The sequence below is a fragment of the Nocardia sp. NPDC059229 genome (assembly GCF_042754165.1).
Classification (GTDB): domain Bacteria; phylum Actinomycetota; class Actinomycetes; order Mycobacteriales; family Mycobacteriaceae; genus Nocardia.
The window spans coordinates 449,376-467,005 of sequence record NZ_JBHZAK010000002.1 but is presented as its reverse complement, the minus strand read 5'-3'; the positions used below and the strand labels follow the sequence as shown (position 1 = coordinate 467,005).

General features: G+C 67.4%; 16 protein-coding genes. 12 read left to right on the top strand and 4 right to left on the bottom strand.

The window, feature by feature from the left end:
- Positions 1-243: 243 nt before the first annotated feature.
- A complete protein-coding gene (locus tag ACFXHE_RS08445; protein WP_379381176.1) occupies positions 244-1,254 on the top strand; it encodes an endonuclease/exonuclease/phosphatase family protein in 1,011 nt (336 codons plus the stop codon).
- A gap of 97 nt (positions 1,255-1,351) precedes the next feature.
- Here the strand turns inward: ACFXHE_RS08445 and ACFXHE_RS08440 are convergent, their stop codons facing one another.
- The 3 genes from ACFXHE_RS08440 to ACFXHE_RS08430 all read right to left on the bottom strand — a co-directional run bounded on the left by ACFXHE_RS08440 (position 1,352) and on the right by ACFXHE_RS08430 (position 5,543).
- Complete coding sequence (locus ACFXHE_RS08440; RefSeq protein WP_379381174.1) at positions 1,352-2,827, bottom strand: DNA mismatch repair protein; 1,476 nt, start codon at positions 2,825-2,827, stop codon at positions 1,352-1,354.
- Positions 2,818-4,350 carry a DNA mismatch repair protein MutS gene (locus ACFXHE_RS08435; RefSeq protein ID WP_379381172.1) on the bottom strand — a complete coding sequence of 511 codons (1,533 nt, stop codon included), beginning with the start codon at positions 4,348-4,350 and terminating at the stop codon, positions 2,818-2,820. The genes ACFXHE_RS08440 and ACFXHE_RS08435 overlap by 10 nt, the downstream gene beginning before the upstream one ends.
- A 98-nt stretch (positions 4,351-4,448) precedes the next feature.
- Positions 4,449-5,543, bottom strand: coding sequence for an AraC family transcriptional regulator (locus ACFXHE_RS08430; protein WP_379381170.1), 1,095 nt, complete (start codon positions 5,541-5,543; stop codon positions 4,449-4,451).
- A 296-nt stretch (positions 5,544-5,839) separates the two neighbouring features.
- On the opposite strand from ACFXHE_RS08430, the gene ACFXHE_RS08425 reads away from it, so the two are divergent.
- From ACFXHE_RS08425 to ACFXHE_RS08385, 9 genes are all read left to right on the top strand, one after another.
- Positions 5,840-6,814, top strand: a complete 975-nt coding sequence (locus ACFXHE_RS08425; RefSeq protein ID WP_379381169.1) for a quinone oxidoreductase family protein — start codon at positions 5,840-5,842, stop codon at positions 6,812-6,814.
- Positions 6,815-6,862: 48 nt separating this feature from the next.
- The gene (locus ACFXHE_RS08420; RefSeq protein WP_379381167.1) at positions 6,863-7,756 is read left to right on the top strand and encodes a TauD/TfdA dioxygenase family protein; all 894 of its coding nucleotides are present in this window, start codon (positions 6,863-6,865) and stop codon (positions 7,754-7,756) included.
- A 35-nt stretch (positions 7,757-7,791) separates the two neighbouring features.
- Positions 7,792-8,844: a 3-keto-5-aminohexanoate cleavage protein gene (locus tag ACFXHE_RS08415; RefSeq protein ID WP_379381165.1), complete on the top strand. Its 1,053-nt coding sequence runs from the start codon at positions 7,792-7,794 to the stop codon at positions 8,842-8,844.
- Positions 8,845-8,990: 146 nt separating this feature from the next.
- Positions 8,991-10,352: an MFS transporter gene (locus ACFXHE_RS08410; RefSeq protein ID WP_379381163.1), complete on the top strand. Its 1,362-nt coding sequence runs from the start codon at positions 8,991-8,993 to the stop codon at positions 10,350-10,352.
- On the top strand, positions 10,345-10,947 hold the full coding sequence (locus tag ACFXHE_RS08405; protein WP_379381161.1) for an RBBP9/YdeN family alpha/beta hydrolase: 603 nt from the start codon (positions 10,345-10,347) through the stop codon (positions 10,945-10,947). Before ACFXHE_RS08410 ends, ACFXHE_RS08405 begins: the two co-directional genes overlap by 8 nt.
- Positions 10,944-11,711, top strand: coding sequence for a CoA transferase subunit A (locus tag ACFXHE_RS08400; RefSeq protein ID WP_379381159.1), 768 nt, complete (start codon positions 10,944-10,946; stop codon positions 11,709-11,711). The genes ACFXHE_RS08405 and ACFXHE_RS08400 overlap by 4 nt, the downstream gene beginning before the upstream one ends.
- Entirely contained in the window at positions 11,708-12,364 is a 657-nt protein-coding gene (locus ACFXHE_RS08395) for a 3-oxoacid CoA-transferase subunit B (protein ID WP_379381157.1), read from the top strand. The genes ACFXHE_RS08400 and ACFXHE_RS08395 overlap by 4 nt, the downstream gene beginning before the upstream one ends.
- Positions 12,365-12,435: 71 nt before the next feature.
- Positions 12,436-14,043 carry a long-chain fatty acid--CoA ligase gene (locus ACFXHE_RS08390; protein WP_379381155.1) on the top strand — a complete coding sequence of 536 codons (1,608 nt, stop codon included), beginning with the start codon at positions 12,436-12,438 and terminating at the stop codon, positions 14,041-14,043.
- 90 nt (positions 14,044-14,133) lie between these two features.
- The gene (locus ACFXHE_RS08385; protein ID WP_364626144.1) at positions 14,134-14,898 is read left to right on the top strand and encodes a hypothetical protein; all 765 of its coding nucleotides are present in this window, start codon (positions 14,134-14,136) and stop codon (positions 14,896-14,898) included.
- Positions 14,899-14,908: 10 nt separating this feature from the next.
- Here the strand turns inward: ACFXHE_RS08385 and ACFXHE_RS08380 are convergent, their stop codons facing one another.
- Entirely contained in the window at positions 14,909-15,274 is a 366-nt protein-coding gene (locus tag ACFXHE_RS08380; RefSeq protein ID WP_379381153.1) for a hypothetical protein, read from the bottom strand.
- Positions 15,275-15,798: 524 nt separating this feature from the next.
- Between ACFXHE_RS08380 and ACFXHE_RS08375 the strand changes: the two genes are divergently transcribed.
- A complete protein-coding gene (locus tag ACFXHE_RS08375; protein ID WP_379381151.1) occupies positions 15,799-16,731 on the top strand; it encodes a hypothetical protein in 933 nt (310 codons plus the stop codon).
- A gap of 225 nt (positions 16,732-16,956) precedes the next feature.
- Positions 16,957-17,586 carry a hypothetical protein gene (locus ACFXHE_RS08370; protein WP_379381149.1) on the top strand — a complete coding sequence of 210 codons (630 nt, stop codon included), beginning with the start codon at positions 16,957-16,959 and terminating at the stop codon, positions 17,584-17,586.
- The last annotated feature ends 44 nt before the right edge of the window (positions 17,587-17,630 follow it).

The window sequence follows — 17,630 nt, the reverse complement described above, 5'->3', positions numbered from 1 at the left end:
AGTTGGCGCGAATTTCCAGACGAAGGACCGGTCGATGAATCCGTACGTCGTTATCCAGAACCTCCTCAACCACCTGGACCTGGGGTCTGCCGGAAGCGGGGTTCCGGTGGTAATCGCGCGAAAAACAATGAAGTTGCGTTGACCAGCGGTGGAGACGCCGGACACCGCCCGGCTACATCGTCGCGCCCGGCACAGACAACCGAGTAAGTCGCGTATTCGCTCGTCCTGGTCTCCTGTCTCCGGGTGGGCCATCGACATGTGTTGTGGGACTTGTGTGTTTGTCTGTTGGGTGTGATGTCGAAGTGGGTTCGGGTCGGTGTCGGCGTGCTCGCGTGGGTTGCGACACTGGCGGGAGTCGCTGGGGTTGCGTTGCACTTCAGCCGGTCGGGGTCTCGAGTGTTGGTCTTGGCGGCTTCGGGTGCGCCGTATTTGATGGGTGCCGCGCTCGTTGGGGCTGTGGCGTTTGTAGCCATGCGATGTTGGATCGGTGCGGGTGTGGCGGTCGTGGTGGTGGCCGCTGCGGTGTGGACTCGAGCTCCGCTGTACGTCGATCGCTCGGGTGGCGGCGAAGGACCCGCGGTGATGGTGATGCAGGCCAATCTGCTGTTCGACGGAGCAGATCCTGGGGCGCTGGTCGACCAGGTGCGCGCGCGGAACATCGGTGTGCTGACCGTCAACGAACTCACTCCGGCGGAGGTTGAGGGTCTCGGCCGTGCGGGGCTCGACCAAGTGTTGCCGTACCGGTATCTCTCCCCGGGAAGGACCGCGGCCGGGACGGGAATCTGGAGCAGCTATCCGCTGTCGGAGACTGTCGAGTATGACGGGTTCGTGCTGAACCAGCTCTCGGCGACCGCAGACATTCCAGGCGCTGGACCGGTCACGGTGTACGCCTTCCATCCGGTACCACCGGTGTTCGGCACTCAGGTGTGGGCCGATGAGTTGTCCCGTTTGCGTGAGATTCTCGAGCGGTCGCCATCGGGTCGGCCGGTGATCGTTGGCGGTGACTTCAACGCGACCTACGATCATTGGCAGTACCGCGTGATGTTGTCAGGACGTTTCGCCGATGCCGCCGGACAGGCCGGTGCCGGGAATCTGGTCACCTATCCCACCGACAAACGGTGGCCGCCCCTGGTCGGCATCGACCATATCCTCATCGCCGAGGGGCGAACGGTCACGGTGGAGACAGTGGACCTGCCGGGCTCGGACCACCGCGCCCTGGTAGCGCAGATCCATCTGAACCAGGGAAAGCAGTAGGAGCGGCCCCGTCGCGCTGACAGAACGCTCGGGAATCCTCATTTAGGTTCGGACACAATCGTTTCGGGTCGGCCTGCGACTTCGGCTCGGACGGCGTTCAGCGGTCGGCCGGGCTTCGATCGAAGATCCGGCGGAAGACGTCGTCGGCGTGGCTGGTGGGTTCCGGGGGTGCCGGCATGAAGGAGAAGGTCCGGGTGCCGTCCGGGTGGTGGCCGGCACGGACGAAGAGATCGGTCGGGTGGGCGGATTGGTAACGGCGGTGGGCGAATTCGTAGAGGTGGGTGACGAAGACGATTGAGACGCCGGCTTCGAGGAGTGCGTCGACGAGTGGGGCGGCGAGGTGGGTGGCGTCGTGTTCGCTGGTGGAGGAGAACGACTCGTTGCACAGCAGCAGGGAGTTCGGGGTGATGCGGTCGACGATGCGGCTCATACGGGCCAGCTCGTCGACCAGCTTGCCGTGGGACAGGGTGCGGTCCTCGTCGGTGACGAAGTGGGTGAAGACGCCGTCGCGTATGTCGGCTTCGAATGTGTCGGCGACGACGTACATTCCGGCCTGCATCATCAGCTGGGCGGTGCCGATGCCGCGCAGCAGGGTGGATTTGCCGCCGCTGTTGGCGCCGGTGATGACGATCAGGGGACGGCCTGTGGCGTCGATGTCGTTGCCGACCACCGGGTGGCCGGAGGTCAGGCACAGTGTGACGTCGCGCAGTCCGGTGCAACGCAGGCGCGGCGTACCGGCGGGGTGCGGGGTCGGCAGGCACACCGGCAGTCCGGCATTGCAGAAGCGGTCGTGTAGTGCGAGAGAACCGATATAGAAGGCGAGTTCAGTGCGCAGTCGCCGGAAGAAGTCCTGCACGTGGACGACCGCGTCGTTGACGACATCGGCGATCACGGACACGGCTCGGTCGCGCAGCTGCATGACCGGGTCGAATTCGGGGTCGGGTTCGTCGATGACGCGAAAGGCGTGGCGGCTCGGGCGATCGAATCCGAAGCGGCGACGGCGGATCGGCTCGTGCAGCACGATTCCCGCGATCCGGTTGCCCGCGCCGAGCCCGGCGCTGATGTGCAGACCGCGGTCGAAATCCATTGCCGTCAGCTGTGCTTCGACACTGTCGAGATATCGGTCGTCGAGCTGAGCTGCGATGACGGCCATCAGCTGGGTGAATCCGGGCGCTCGGAACCGGTGGCCGTCCCGATCGCAGAGGGCGCGCAATTGCCGGAGGAACGTGATCAGCTCGGTCAGGGGTTCCAGCGCGAGCAGCAGTTTCCCACTGGCGCGGTGCAATGGACCGGCCTTGCGGCGCCTGACTTCGGTTGCCTGGGACGCGATCCGGTAGAGCTCGCGCACCAGTATCGGATGAGCCTGGCAGTCGGCGAGCACGGCGTGCCGGTAGCGGATCACCTCCAGATCGTGCACCGGTGCCGCCAGCCCGGCACGGACGGCATCACGGATGACTGGATCGTCGGAGGCCGCAGTGCACAGCGACTCGAGACCGAGATCATCGAAGGCGTTGTCCCCGTTGTCTGCTGGACGAGGTTCGTAGTCGGCAGGATGGAGAAGATTCACCTGCATGCGGCGATCCTGGTGGTCACGAGATCGTAGGTCAGCCCGAAGCGCTCGGCGAGCACCACGGCGTGGGCATGGCCGTCGGCCGGTCTGCGCTCGATGCGGAATGTGCGCCGGGACGGATCCCCGGGGTCGGTGGCGGCCACCATGCTGACCGTGGCCGGTCCGGACCGGGCCAGTTCGTCGAAGAAGGTGACCCACACGGCCATCGCGCCACGCTCGACGATCCGATCGAGCACATCGCCGCCGATCCGCACGGCATCGGCGGTACTGGTTGCGCTGAAACTCTCATTGAGAATGATCACGCTGTCCGCGGTCGCCTCCTCGAGTGTGTCGCGGATGCGCAGCAGTTCCTCGGCGAGGCGCCCATCGGGATCGGTTGCCTGCTCGGCACGTTCGAAGTGCGTGAACAGCCGGTCCGCCAACGGCAGGCGGGCTCTGCGGGCCGGGACCGGACAGCCGAGCGCGGCGAGATAGATCAGCTGGCCGACCGTGCGCGCGAAGGTCGTCTTCCCGCCCTGGTTGGGACCGGTCACCACCAGCACTCGTTCCGGACCCGACAACCGCAGATCGTTGCACACGACCTCGGTGTCGGCGCGCCCGCGACGGGTGACCAGTGCGAGGTCGAACGCTCCATCGGCCTGAATCTCCGCGCCCCGGGTCGCCAACTGTGGCAGGCACATCGCACGGTCCGTTCCACTGACCCGGCGAACGAAGGCGAGATACGTCAGATAGAACTGGATCTCCCGATCGAACGCCATCACCGCGGTGTCGGCGAACTGCTCGTGGGTGCAGGCGAATTCGGCGAGCTGTTCGAAGGCGCGAGGGTGTAAGGCGGCGACACGATCGAGGATCTGCTCCTCCATGTGGTTGATGTCGTCCCAGTCCGACCGCGGCCGCCCCGGCCGCGGCGCGCCGACACCGAAGCGCGAGAACAGCTTCGCGATCGCCGCACTGTAATCCGCCTCGGCGCCGGCGGGCCCCACCTCGAGGGTGCGGTCGACGATCCGCAGGCTGTAGCGCACCGAGCTCAACGCCTGCTGCACCTGGTGCACGGCGTTGGCCAAACGGCAGAAACCCGGCCCGGCGACGTAGTCGGTGATGAACTCCCGCCATCGGGTCAGCGCACGAGCGGACAGGGGGAGTGCGGCCAGCGCCTCAGCGAACCGGGCTACCGCGTCGACGTATTCGGCAGTAGCACTGAGCTGCCACCACTGTCGCTGATGCGGATGTTGCAGGTGTTCCTGCCAATCGAGCCGTTTCCGGGTGCCGCGCATGCCGGCGGAGAACGCGTCGAGACATTCCCGCACCGAATCATTCGCGAGATCGGCGAAGATCTCCTGTCGGTACCGCACCGTCTCCAGGTCCCGGACGGGCTCGGAAAACCAGGCCCGCAACCGATATTCATCGGCCCCGACGACGGCGGCGACGATCCGATCGATATGGAGATCGGTCACCGCTCCGGAATCCACGATCAGGCCGTCGCCCAACGCCACTGAGTCCGGCCACAGCATGCTGACGCCCGGCATACTCCCCACCTCCATCAGGTACGCCAGCCCTCGGCAACAGCAAGCGAGCCTCGGACGGACCTATTGCACGGTAGAGAAATACCTTACCGGCCGTCAAGCTATCTGTCGGATTCCGGTTCCGCCGACACATTCGGCGCAGGTCGATGACGGTGACCTTCCAGGTCCTGGTGGGTGTCATGGACTTTCGGGCGGAGGGTGGGCTTGCCCTGGGTGCGCCAGGTTCGCGGGCTGCAGCCATGGCGTTTGGTGAACCAGCGGGTGAAGTTGCCGGGGGAGGAGAAGGCCAGCATTTCGGCTATCTGGGTGAGGGAGTGGCGGCGATTCGCGACCAGGTGCTGGGCGAGTTCGGCGCGGGTGGAATCCAAGAGCGTGGTGAAGGTTTCGCCTTCCGCGGCGAGGTGCCGGTGGATGGTGCGGCGGTCGACACCGAGGCTGCGAGCGATCTGTTCGATCGAGCAGCGTCCAGTCGGCAGCAGGAGTTCGATCAATTCCCGCACTCGGTCGATGGTGGTGGCGGGGGCGAGGTCGGTGGAGTCGAGGAACTGCTGGGTGTAGGTGCGCAGCAGCGGGTCCGACATGGCGTTGGGGGCATCCAGATCGGTTGTGTAGATGATGATTCCGTTGAATTCCTGCGCAAAGGTGATGTTCGGTCCGAGTATGCGGTGATGGGTGCTGCGGTCGGCAGGCGCGGCGTGGGTGAATCGGGTCTCCACCGGCTGCCAGCCGCTGCCGAGGAATCCGCGCAGGAGGCCGTGCAGCACTCCGATAGCCAGTTCGACGGACTGGCGGGTTTCGCCGGCCTGCCCGGTGTCGAGCCCGAGCCGGATGGTGGCGAGACCGTTGCGTTCGGTGAGGCGGGTGTGCAGCGCCTCGTTGTACATGTGCGCGTGCCGGGACATGACCCGCAGCGCGCTGCGCACATCCGGTTCCTCACGGATGACCAGGCTCAACGGGCCGAGGTTCGCGATGCGCCGCCGCTCGGCCAGGCGCAGCCCGAAGTCCTCGCACTGCGCGGCGGCGGCTGAGCGTTCGAGCAGATCGGCGATGGTGGCGGCCGGCACCCAGCGGTCCTGCAGGGTCAGGCTCGCCGGGTCGAGTCCGGATTCGCGCACCAGACGGACCGGATCGAGGCCGACGGATCGGCCCAGCTCCACGTAGTTGCTCAACGCGGCATAGCGGGCGAGCGGCTTCACCGGGCATCCTCCTGTGTCCCGAAGTGAATGGATTCCTGTCCCGAGAGGATAAGCAATCGAGTGTGATCCGGCTTACTCTGGGTTCATCACAACGAATTGACCAGCGGAAAAGCAGGACATCGCGGTCGGTGAGCGCACCCGGCCCGGATTCTGCTGCTGGTCTCTCGTTCTCGATAGCCCGGGCCTCCGAGCGTCCCCGCAGCCGCGGCACGCGACGGGTCGGTGCCGGGTACCCCTGTCGGACCCAGAACGCCGATCGCCGCCCCGGCGCGGTCGCGTCCAAAAGGAGATGCACTGTGGCACAAGCTGTTCGCTTCTACGAAACCGGCGGACCCGAGGTATTGCGGTGGGAGACAGCCGAAGTCGGCCAGCCCGGACCGGGCGAGGTCCGGATTCGGCACGAAGCGGTCGGCTTGAACTTCGCCGACACCTACTTCCGCACCGGCCTCTACCCGGCGGCGCTGCCGGCCGGCATGGGCGTCGAGGCGGCGGGCGTGATCGAGGCGGTCGGTCCGAACAACACCGATTTCCGGGCGGGTGACCGCGTGACCTACACCGGCAGCCCACTCGGCGCCTACAGCACCGAACGAGTGATGCCCGCCGAGCACCTGATCCGGTTGCCGGAGGAGATCCCGTTCGAGACCGCCGCCTCCATGACCATGCGCGGACTCACCACCGCATACCTGCTGCGGCGCATTCACCCGCTGCGCGCCGGGGACACCGTGCTGCTGCACGCGGCCGCCGGCGGCGTCGGCTCGCTGTTCACCCAGTGGGCGAAGTTGTTGGGCGTCACCGTGATCGGGACGGTGTCGAGTGAAGAGAAGGCCGCGATCGCCCGCGCGAACGGCTGCGATCACGTCGTGCTCTACACCCGCGAGAACGTCGCCGAACGCGTCCGGGAGATCACCGACGGCAGGGGTGTGCCCGTGGTCTACGACAGCATCGGAAAGACCACCTATCAGTCGTCTCTGGATTCCTTGGCGCGACGTGGCCTGCTCGTCTGCTTCGGCACCGCGTCGGGCCCGGTCCCCCCGATCGACGCCATGCAGTTGGCGGTGCAGGGTTCGCTGTTCGTGACACGCCCCGCGCTCGCCGACTACATCGCCGACCCCGCCGAACGAGCCGAACTCGCGGGTGAGCTCTTCTCCCACGTCGCCGCGGGCCGCATTCGCGTCGACATCAATCAGCGCTACGTGCTGCCCGACGCGGAGCAGGCGCACCGCGACCTGGAGTCCGGTCGCAGCGTCGGCACCTCGGTCTTCGTGCTCTGAAACTCCGGCCGCCCGTTGCCGCGGGCTCACACCCCTTGGAGGACTGTCATGACAACCCTTACCCCACTGGAGGATTCGACGCTGCGCTGGTCGATCGGCGTGACACCGCTGACCTGCACCATCGGTGCCGAGCTGTCCGGCGTCGACCTGGCCGTAGCCGCGCACGACGACGACCTTTTCGCCGAATTGCGCGCCCTGCTGCTCGAATACAAGGTGCTGTTCGTCCGCGATCAGGACATCAGCCGCGCCGAGCACGTCGCGCTCGCCCGTCGCTTCGGCGAGCTGGAGGACCATCCGGTCGCCGGCAGCGACCCGGACCACCCGGGCCTGGTGCGCATCTACAAGGATCTGGACAGCGCGCCGGAACACTACGAGAACGCTTACCACTGCGACGCCACCTGGCGACAGCATCCGCCGATGGGTTCGGTGCTGCGCTGCGTGGAGGCGCCGCCCGTCGGTGGCGACACCATCTGGGTGAATATGGCCGAGGCGTATCGGCGTCTGCCCGATGAGGTGAAGCACCGCATCCAGGGCCTGCGCGCCCGGCACAGCATCGAGGCCAGCTTCGGCGCGGCCATGCCGCTGGAGCAGCGTCACGAACTGGCGCAACGCTTTCCGGACGCCGAGCACCCGGTCGTGCGCACGCACCCGGAGACCGGCGAGCAGATCCTGTTCGTCAACTCCTTCACCACACACCTGGTCAATTTCCACACGCCCGAGAACGTGCGCTTCGGCTTCGATTACGCGCCGGGCGCGGCGGAGTTGCTGCACTACCTGATGCGGCAGGCCGCGGTCCCCGAGTACCAGGTGCGCTGGCGGTGGACCCCCAACAGCTTCGCCATCTGGGACAACCGGTCCACCCAGCATTACGCGGTCCAGGACTACTGGCCCGCGGTCCGAAAGATGGAGCGCGCCGGGATCATCGGCGACCTCCCGTACTGACATCCCTTCCAGCCCAATCACATTGGAGTAAACCCATGCATTTTCACGACGATGCGCTGTTCCCGGAGGTCCAGGAGAAGCTGGTCATCACCGTCGCCCCCTACGGCCCGGAGTGGGAGCCCGACGACTTCCGCGAAGACCTGCCGCTGACCATGGACGAGCACGTCCAGCAGGCGATCGACTGCTACAACGCGGGCGCCACCGTCCTCCACATCCACGTGCGGGAACTCGACGGCAAGGGCTCCAAGCGGCTCTCGAAGTTCAACGAGCTGCTGGGCCGGCTGCGCGAGGCGGTGCCGGACATGATCCTCCAGGTCGGCGGCTCCATCTCGTTCGCGCCGGAAGGTGATGGCGCCGACGCCAAATGGCTCTCCGACGACGCACGCCACATGCTCGCGGCGCTGGATCCCAAGCCGGATCAGGTCACCATCGCCATCAACACCAATCAGATGAACATCGTCGAGCTGATGACCGCCGACGACATCGCGGGCACCTCGTTCACCCGCCCGGAGGTGTACGAGGCCTACCGCGAGATGCACGTCCCGGCGGGACCGGGCTGGGTGGAGGAGCACCTGAAGCGATTGCAGGCGGCCGGAATTCAACCGCACTTCCAGCTCGCGAACATCGCACAGCTCGAAACCGTGGAACGGCTGATCCGCCGCGGCGTCTACACCGGCCCGCTCATGGTGACCTGGGTCGGCATCGGCGGCGGCTTCGACGGACCCAACCCCTACAACATGATGGAGTTCATCCGCCGGGTCCCCGACGGCGCGGTGCTGACCCTCGAGACGCTCATGCGCAGCGTGCTGCCGGTCAACACCATGGCCATCGCAATGGGCCTGCACGCGCGCTGCGGCAACGAGGACACCCTCTGGGGTCGCAAGGGCCAGAAGATGACCTCGGTGCAGCAGGTCGAGCAGCTGGTGCGCATCGCCGGTGAGCTGGGTCGCGAGGTCGCCACCGGCAAGGAGGCGCGCGAGATCTACAAGCTCGACGAGCGCTACGCCGACGCGGACGAGACCCTCGCCAGGCTCGGATTCGCGCCCAACCGCAAGCCGGGTCAGGTCGGCTTCACCCACCACGCCTGATCAGCTCGCACCGGGCAGCATCTCGGGTCGCTGATCCGGCAGGGCCCGATTTCCGGGGGCACGCGGCCGACGCTCGTGTGCCCCCGGTTCCCTCTCTAACTCCGGTGTGCACCACCGTCTCGCACACCGGATACGTAGGAGCACCAATGGAGTTGCACACTACCGCCGCCGGGACGGACGGCCAGCCGGCCGCCGCCCCGGCCACGGCGGTCGCACGGACCCGCCGGGCGTATCCGTGGCTCATCTTCGCGCTGGCCTTCGGTCTGCTGCTGGCCGATTACATGTCGCGCCAAGTCCTCAGCGCGGTCTTTCCCTTCCTGAAAACCGCATGGGGACTGTCGGATTCGCGGCTGGCCTCGCTCAGCAGCGTCGTCGCGCTGATGGTCGGTCTACTGACCTTGCCGCTCTCGCTGCTGGCCGACCGCTGGGGGCGGGTGCGCAGCCTGGTCCTGATGGCGGTGCTGTGGAGCGCGGCCACCCTGCTGTGCGCGGTGGCCGCCGACTACCCGCAGATGCTCGGCGCACGCTTCCTCGTCGGCGTCGGCGAAGCCGCCTACGGCAGCGTCGGAATCGCCGTGGTACTCAGCGTCTTCGCGCCCCGCATGCATGCCGCACTGAGCGGGGCGTTCATGGCGGGCGGATCGTTCGGCTCGGTGCTGGGCGTGGCGTTCGGCGGGGTGATCGCCGTGCACTTCGGATGGCGCTGGTCGTTCGCCCTCATGGCGGTCTTCGGGCTGGTCCTGGCGGCGCTGTTCCGGGCGGCCGTCACCGAGGAGAAGCTCGCCCGGTACGCCGCCGACCCGGCGCCTGGCCCGGAAAGTGGAGCGGGCCTGCAGGTTCCGGTCTCGACACTGTTCACCAATCCGGCGGTCCTGTGTGCGTACGCGGGCAGTGCCCTGCAGATCTTCACCGCAGCGGTGCTGCTGTCGTGGATGCCGAGCTTCTTCGGCCGCTACTACGACCTGGCCCCGGATCGGGCGGGCGCGGTCGCCTCGGTCTTCGTGTTGCTCGTAGGCGCCGGAATGGTGGGCTGCGGAATGGTCACCGACCGCGTCAGCCGTACCGACATGTCCCGCAAATGGACCACGGCCATCGTGTTCTGCGCGATCGCCCTGGCCTGCCTCGCAATCGGTTTCGCCATCGGCCACGGTCCGCTGCAGCTGCTGCTGATCGGCGTCGGGGCGTTCTTCTCCGGCGGATCGTCGGGACCGGCCGCGGCCATGGTCGCCAACCTCACCCACCCCTCCGTCCAGGCTTCGGCCTTCGGCACCCTCACCCTGGCCAACAGTCTGCTCGGTCTGGCACTCGGCCCGTTCGTCGTCGGCGTCCTCGCCGACCACCTCGGATTGGCGAACGCGCTCCGGCTCGCCCCACTGACCTATCTGCTCGCCATCGCCGCACTCGCGCTGGGCAAGCGGGCCTATCCCGCCGGGCTGCGCAGGCTCGCCGCGCTCGACTCCGGCGCATCGTATCGACCTTCGAAAGGACTTGCCGCACCTCATGAGTGAGACCACCACACCGACCGTTGTGATCGTGCCCGGGCTGCGCGACCACGTCCCCGACCACTGGCAGACGCGGCTCGCCGACCAGCTGGACCGGGTCCGCACGGTGCCGCCGCTGGAGCGGGACAAGCTCTCCTGCGCTGCCCGCGTCGTCGCCCTCGACGCGGTGCTCACCGAGATCGACGGGCCCGTCGTCCTCGTCGCCCACAGCGCCGGTGTCATGATCACCGTGCGCTGGGCGCAGCAGTCCGCCCGGCCCGTGCAGGGCGCGCTACTGGCCACGCCCCCGGATTTCGAGACCCCGCTACCGGACGGGTATCCCTCGCGCGAGGAACTGGACGCCAACGGGTGGACGCCGATTCCCTGGCGGCGCTTGCCATTTCCCAGCATCGTCGCCGCCTCCACCACCGACCCGCTGGCCACCTACCGGCGAGTCTCCGGGATGGCGGAGGCGTGGGGGAGTCGACTGGTCGATCTCGGCGATGTCGGCCACCTCAATCCCGCCTCGGGATACGGGGATTGGCCGCGCGCGGCCGAGCTGCTGCGAGAACTCGTCGAGGACACGACGCCGGCGGCAGCCGCACCGGAGGTTACCCGATGACGAAGGTCGCCGCATCGGCCGCGGCCGCCGTCGCCGACATCACCTCGGGCTCCTCGCTCGCGGTGGGCGGATTCGGACTGTGCGGTATCCCCGACGCACTCATCGACGCGCTCGCCGCCCACGAGGTCACCGATCTCGAGGTGATATCCAACAATTGCGGGACCGATGCGCACGGCCTCGGAATTCTGCTGGCGGACAAGCGCATCCGCCGCATCATCGCCTCCTATGTGGGCGAGAACAGCGAGTTCGCCCGCCAGTATCTGGCCGGCGAACTGGAGGTCGAGCTGACCCCGCAGGGCACCCTCGCGGAGAAGCTGCGGGCCGGTGGCGCGGGCATTCCGGCGTTCTTCACGCCGGCGGGGGTCGGCAGTCCGGTCGCCGATGGCGGGCTGCCGTGGCGGTATGCCGCGGACGGATCGGTCGCGGTGGCCTCGCCCGCCAAGGAAGTACGCACCTTCGGCGGCTGGGGCGACCGGCGTTATGTGCTGGAAGAAGCGCTCACCGCCGACTTCGCGCTGGTGCATGCCCGCATCGGCGACACCGAGGGAAACCTCGTGTTCGAGAAGTCGGCCCGCAACTTCAACCCGCTGGCCGCCATGGCCGGACGCTGCTGCATCGCGCAGGTCGAGTATCTGGTTCCCGCGGGCGATCTCGATCCGGCGCGCATCCACCTGCCCGGCGTCTTCGTCGACCGCGTGGTGCACACCGGACCGCAGCTCAAACAAATCGAGAAACGAACCGTCGCCCAGGAGCAGTCGACATGACCACGGCCACCACGAATCCGGGCTGGTCCCGCACCGAAATGGCGGCCCGCGCCGCCCGCGAACTCCGCCCGGGCGAATACGTCAATCTCGGCATCGGCCTGCCGACCCTGATTCCGAACCATCTGCCCGCCGGTGTCCGAGTCACCCTGCACTCCGAGAACGGAATCCTCGGCACCGGTCCCTATCCGGAGGCGGACGAGGTCGATGCCGATCTGATCAATGCGGGCAAGGAGACCGTCACCACCCTGGCGGGAGCGTCGTTCTTCGACTCGGCCACCAGCTTCGGCATGATCCGCGGCGGGCACATCGACACCGCCGTCCTCGGCGGGATGCAGGTCTCGGCCGCCGGCGATCTGGCGAACTGGATGGTTCCCGGGCACATGGTCAAAGGTATGGGCGGGGCAATGGATCTGGTGCACGGCGCCGGTCGCGTCCTGGTGCTGATGGAGCACACCGACAAGACCGGAGCGCCGAAGATCGTGTCCCACTGCACGCTTCCGCTGACCGGCGAACGGGTTGTGCACCGCATCATCACCAACCTCGCCGTCATCGATGTCACTCCGGTCGGGCTGATGCTGCGCGAATGCGCCCCCGGCATCACTCCGGCGCAAGTACGGGCCGCCACCGCCGCACGGCTGGCCGTCGCATCCTGACCGGCCGACTCCTGGCTGTGTCGAAACACTCTGCACCGCAGCCTGTTTCGCCGATCCTGCGAAGGAAATCCATGCTCAATCTCGCCGTGCTGCTCGAGGACACCGCCCGGCGCTGTCCCAGCAGCGACGCCGTCGTTCTCGGCGACCAGCGCCTCACCTACGCCGAACTCGACGCCCGCGCGAATCAGGTCGCGGATCTGCTCGTCGCGCGCGGCATCGGGCCCGGAGACAAGGTCGCCCTCTCCTGCCCCAATCTGCCGGAATTCCCGATCATCTACTACGGGATTCTGAAGGCCGGTGCGGTCGTCGTACCGCTCAATATCCTGCTGCGCCCCCGCGAAATCGCGTATCACCTGGACGATTCCGAGGCCGACCTCTACTTCTGCTTCGAAGGCACGAGCGAGCTGCCGATGGGGGAGTACGGGCGCGAAGGGTTCCGGCACGCGGCCCGCTGCCGCCACCTCATCATGATCACCAATGATCCCGCCGGATCGTCGTCGTATCCGGAGATCGAGACCCTCGCCCAGGCGGTCGCACAGCGCCCGCAGCGATTCGGCACTGTGGCTCGGCGACCCGACGACACGGCGGTCATCCTCTACACCAGCGGAACTACCGGCCGGCCCAAGGGCGCCGAGCTCACCCACTCGAACATGCTGTTCAACGCCCTGACCGCGAACCGGTTGTTCGACAACACCTCTGCGCGTCACGACACATACCTGGTGGCGCTGCCGCTGTTCCATTCCTTCGGCCAGACCCTCAGCATGAACGCACCGCTCTCGGTCGGGGCCACGCTCGTGCTCATGCCGCGTTTCGACCCCGCCACGGCGCTGCGGCTGATGGCGGAAGAGCAGATCACCTTCTTCGCCGGCGTGCCGACGATGTACTGGGGACTGCTCAACGCCGTCGACGAGGGCATCGACACCGGCTGCATCGCGCGCACGCTGCGCAAGGCGGTCTCCGGTGGCGCGGCACTTCCGGTCCACATGCTCTCGCGGTTCACCCAGCGTTTCGGTGTGCAGATCCTCGAAGGCTACGGGCTGTCGGAGACCTCCCCATTGGCACTGTTCGCCGATCCGGACCGCGACCAGCGCCCCGGGTCGATCGGAGTTCCCGTGTGGGGTATCGAAGCCCGACTCGTCGACGCCGACTGGAACGACATCACCGGCACCGGCGAGATCGGGGAAATCGCGGTGCGCGGCCACAACGTGATGAAGGGCTACCACAATCGGGCCGAGGCGACTGCGGAAGTCATACACGACGGCTGGTTCCGCACCGGCGACCTGGCCCGGCGAGACTCGGACGGCTTCTACTACATCGTCGACCGGGCCAAGGACATGATCGTGCGTGGCGGGTTCAACGTCTACCCGCGCGAAATCGAAGAGGTGCTGCTCACCCATCCGGCGGTCTCGCTGGTCGCGGTCGTCGGTGTCCCCGACGAGCACTATGGCGAGGAGATCAAAGCCTGCATCGTGCGGCGAATCGGCACGGCGACAACCGAAGCCGAGCTCATCGACTGGTCCCGTGAGCAATTGGCCGCTTACAAGTACCCCCGCATCGTCGAGTTCGCCGACACCCTGCCGATGACCGCCAGCGGCAAGATCCTCAAACGCGAACTCGTCGCGGCCCATACCGGGCCAGGGACAACGGTTCTCGCGAACGACACAGCCTCCGGCGCCTGACCGCCGGATGCGGGGGCGCCATGACCTCCGCTCACCACGGGCGAGGACCGCAGGGCCGCGCCCGATTCCATCAATGATGATGAGGTACCCATGAAGATGAGGAAATCCGCGGTAGTCGCCGCGTTCGCAGCGACTGCAGTGGTCATTCCCGCCGCAACGGCCTACGCGGAACCGACCGCAGGCGGCGAATCCGCTCCGGTGGCATACGAAGTCACCCGGCAGGGCGACTCCGCCGTTATTACCGTCAGTGACGGCACACTGCGCCGTCTCGACGAGCAACTGGTGCTCTTCGACCGCCACGACCGACCCGTCGCCGCGCTCCCGCTGACCTACCGCATCGACGACACCGCCTACCCTGTCACCGCCCGGCTCGACGGCTCGACCGCGACCCTCACACCATCGAAGGCCAACCCGCAGCAGATCACTCGGGTAGACGCCCGCGACGTCGTGACCGTCGACCAAGCGGCAACCCAAGTGGCCGAGTCCTTTACGCCACGTGACGCACAAGCCCTGGGTGCATTCGCGCAACGCGTCGCGATCGGTGCGGCCGTCAGCGCCGTGCTCGGTGCCGTCCTCGGCGCCGGTGTCGGCTGTCTGGTCGGCGGTGCCGCGGGCGCCGTCATCTCCAGCCCGGTCATCGCCCTGCTGGTGCCCTTCGTCGGCGCCACCGTCGCCGGATGCGTGCTCGGCATGGCAACCCTCGGCGCGGTCGGCTCCATGGCCGGCATCGTCCTCGCCGGCGGCCCCGTCACCCTCTTCTCCGCCATCCAGTACTTCTCCACCATCCTCACCCCCTGCCCACCCGAACTCCCGTACTGCAAGGATCCGGCGCAGCCTGCGCCACAGGCGAAGTAGCCGACGCTGCTTATCCGTTCGCGCCGGAACTGCGGGCATCCAGTTCGGCGCGGGCGGTGGCGAACCACGCCTGGGTGCCGACCAGGCCGGCTTCGATGTCCTTCCGGGCGCCCTTGAAGCCGTACAGATCGCCGGCGAATCGGGTCAGCACCGACCCCTCGTGCTCGTCGAGTTCCTCCAGCAGGTCGCCTTCCTGGAGCAGGTAGGCGACACCGGCAACCTCGCCGCTGGTCCACACGGACCGGTAGTCGTCCCACCCGTTCTTCCTGACCGCAAGCGCCCGTTCGACAAGGTCTGCTCGCAGCGCATCTCGTTCGGCGTCGGTCGGCTGTCGAGTCTTGAGATGGTCCCAGTTGATCCGTTCTGAGTCGGACACGTCGGATCCCGTCCTTCCGGGTCGGTGATGGGCGGTCGGTACTGCGCAAATGTAGGCCGCAGCCGTGAGCTTGTCGCCGTCCCGGTCACGAGTCGCCACATCTCGTGAGAAATGGTACGGGCGTACATGCGTGCCCAGTTTTCGAGGGGTTTCGTTGCAGTTCCGTAGCGTGTGTGCCAACCAAACGGAAACGAAACAGAATCAAGCGGTTTCGGGCGGAGTGCGGATTCTGACCGCCGATAACGTTCACTTATCGGGGGTCAGAACGGCTCGGTTTGGTTTGAGGCTCTTCTGGTTTCGTTTCGTGTTGTTCCGTTGTATTTGACGAAACCAACGCTACGATTTCCGTTGTGTCGAGCATCTGCAACTACCCCGGCTGCACCAAACCGATTACGCGTGGCGGAGGGCCGGGGCGTCCGTCGGAATACTGTGATCACCCGGAGCACACCCGCTGGCGGGCCTGGCGAGAGCGGCAACGGCAGCAGCAGGCCGAGAGGGAGGAGACACCCCCGGCGAATGTCACTGTGACGCAACGGGGGCCGGTGACCGTGGCTCGGCTGCGGGCCGATGAGCTGCTCGGACAGTTCCGTGCGATCGCCGAACAGCTTGGGACGACGCTCAATACCGCGGTGGCGGAGTTGTCCACGCTGGCCGATCCGGCCGTCGCGGAAGCTCAGGTCCAAGCCGTGCAGGCGGATGCTGCACGGCGGATCGCGGAGGCGGAGATGGCCACCGTTGCGGCCGAGCAGGCGCGGCGGGAGGCCGAAGAGGCCCGGGCGGCAGCCGAATCCGCGGCCGAGGACGCGGCGCTGGCCGCGGAGGAGGCCGAGAGCCGGATCGCGGAGGCACTCACTGCGCGCGACGACGCACTGAAGGAAGTCGAGCGCGTCACGAAGCAGGCGGCCGACGATGTGTTCGCGGCACGGGCGGAGGCCGAAGCCGAGATCCGCACCATCCGGCGGGAATCCGCCGAGGACACCGAGCGGGCGCGCCAGCAGGCCGGCGAGGACATCGAGCTGGCCCGCTCGAAGGCGGCCGCTGAGGTCGAGCAGGTGCGCCGGGACGCCACCCAGCGGATCACCGCGGCGGGCGCGGAACGCGATCTCGCCGTGCAGCGTGCCGCCGATGCCGAGCGCACCATCGAACGGGCCGAAGCCGCTGTGGCCGAACGCAATCAGGTGGTCGCCGACACCCGGGACGAACTGAAGGGGGCCCGCGCCGAGCTCGATCGGTCACGGACGGAACTCACCGAGGTGCGCCGGCAGGCCGCCGCCGACCTGGCCGCGGTGCGCACGGAATCGGCGGCCGCCGTCGACCAGACGCGGCAGGAGGCCGCCGAACGGCTCGCCGCCCTGGACGATGCCCGCACCCAGACCCTGGCCCGTGCCGAACGCGCTGAAAAGCAGCTGGATGCCCTGCTCGCGCAACGTGATCCGGCCTCGGCGGCGAAGCCGTGAGAGTAGAGTCGGCACTCAATCGATAAATCGCAGGTACCTGATCGATAAGTGGCCCACAGAAATAGGGGCACCGAGCACGATGGCGTCCGGTTGCTGGAGCCCTTAGGGTCGAGCGGGGGGTGTTGATGCCCCTGGATTCAAGGTTGTCGATTCGGTTCCGGATCGGCGAAAGATGCTCGTGCAGCGGATGAGTCGGGGCTGGGGCTGCACCCTCAGGAGGAATCGATGTCCGCTCTGGCGGAATGGCGTGGTCGGTCGCGCCTGCAAACGGCCACGCGTATCGCGGTGCTGATGATGACACCGGTGGTCGCGCTGGTGGCAGGTTGCTCGAGCGACTCGGGAAAATCGACCGCGATCGCGACGACGGTCAAGCCGTCGACCAGTGTGACGAGCACGGTGGCGGCCTCGACTACTTCTGGTGCGCCCGCGGCGGGTCCGGGTGCGGGCCAGCCTGCCGGGGGAAGTCCCGCGGCCGGCTCGCCGGGCGGCGCGGCGCCGCAGCAGCAGCCCCCGGGCGAGTCGCCCGATACCCCGCCTGTGTCCGACTCGGCCCCCGGCGGAGCCCCCGCGCCGGACGGTTACGTCAAGTGCACCGACAAGATCAACTATGTCGGTGACCCGCGCAGCAATGCCGAGATCAACCGTCTCGGTGAGATACTCGGCCATTGCCCCGATCCGGTTTCGGCGTCCATAATCCCGACGCCGACCACCACGGTCGCCCCGACCACCACCACAGATCCGGGAACCGCCGCACCGGTCACGACCACGACGACCGCGCCCCAAACCACTACTCCCGCACCGACAACCACCGCGGCGGCGCCGACGCCCGCGGCCGCCGCGGGCGCTACGCAATAGGCACGATCGGTCCTTCGGGGCGGCTGGCGGTGTTTGCCTGGATG

What these genes read in the sequence shown, in the direction of transcription:
- ACFXHE_RS08440 (WP_379381174.1), bottom strand. Translation starts at nt 2,827, where the DNA reads ATGCAGGTGAATCTTCTCCATCCTGCCGACTACGAACCTCGTCCAGCA.
- ACFXHE_RS08435 (WP_379381172.1), bottom strand. Translation starts at nt 4,350, where the DNA reads ATGCCGGGCGTCAGCATGCTGTGGCCGGACTCAGTGGCGTTGGGCGAC.
- ACFXHE_RS08420 (WP_379381167.1), top strand. Translation starts at nt 6,863, where the DNA reads ATGACAACCCTTACCCCACTGGAGGATTCGACGCTGCGCTGGTCGATC.
- ACFXHE_RS08415 (WP_379381165.1), top strand. Translation starts at nt 7,792, where the DNA reads ATGCATTTTCACGACGATGCGCTGTTCCCGGAGGTCCAGGAGAAGCTG.
- ACFXHE_RS08410 (WP_379381163.1), top strand. Translation starts at nt 8,991, where the DNA reads ATGGAGTTGCACACTACCGCCGCCGGGACGGACGGCCAGCCGGCCGCC.
- ACFXHE_RS08405 (WP_379381161.1), top strand. Translation starts at nt 10,345, where the DNA reads ATGAGTGAGACCACCACACCGACCGTTGTGATCGTGCCCGGGCTGCGC.
- ACFXHE_RS08400 (WP_379381159.1), top strand. Translation starts at nt 10,944, where the DNA reads ATGACGAAGGTCGCCGCATCGGCCGCGGCCGCCGTCGCCGACATCACC.
- ACFXHE_RS08395 (WP_379381157.1), top strand. Translation starts at nt 11,708, where the DNA reads ATGACCACGGCCACCACGAATCCGGGCTGGTCCCGCACCGAAATGGCG.
- ACFXHE_RS08390 (WP_379381155.1), top strand. Translation starts at nt 12,436, where the DNA reads ATGCTCAATCTCGCCGTGCTGCTCGAGGACACCGCCCGGCGCTGTCCC.
- ACFXHE_RS08385 (WP_364626144.1), top strand. Translation starts at nt 14,134, where the DNA reads ATGAAGATGAGGAAATCCGCGGTAGTCGCCGCGTTCGCAGCGACTGCA.
- ACFXHE_RS08370 (WP_379381149.1), top strand. Translation starts at nt 16,957, where the DNA reads ATGTCCGCTCTGGCGGAATGGCGTGGTCGGTCGCGCCTGCAAACGGCC.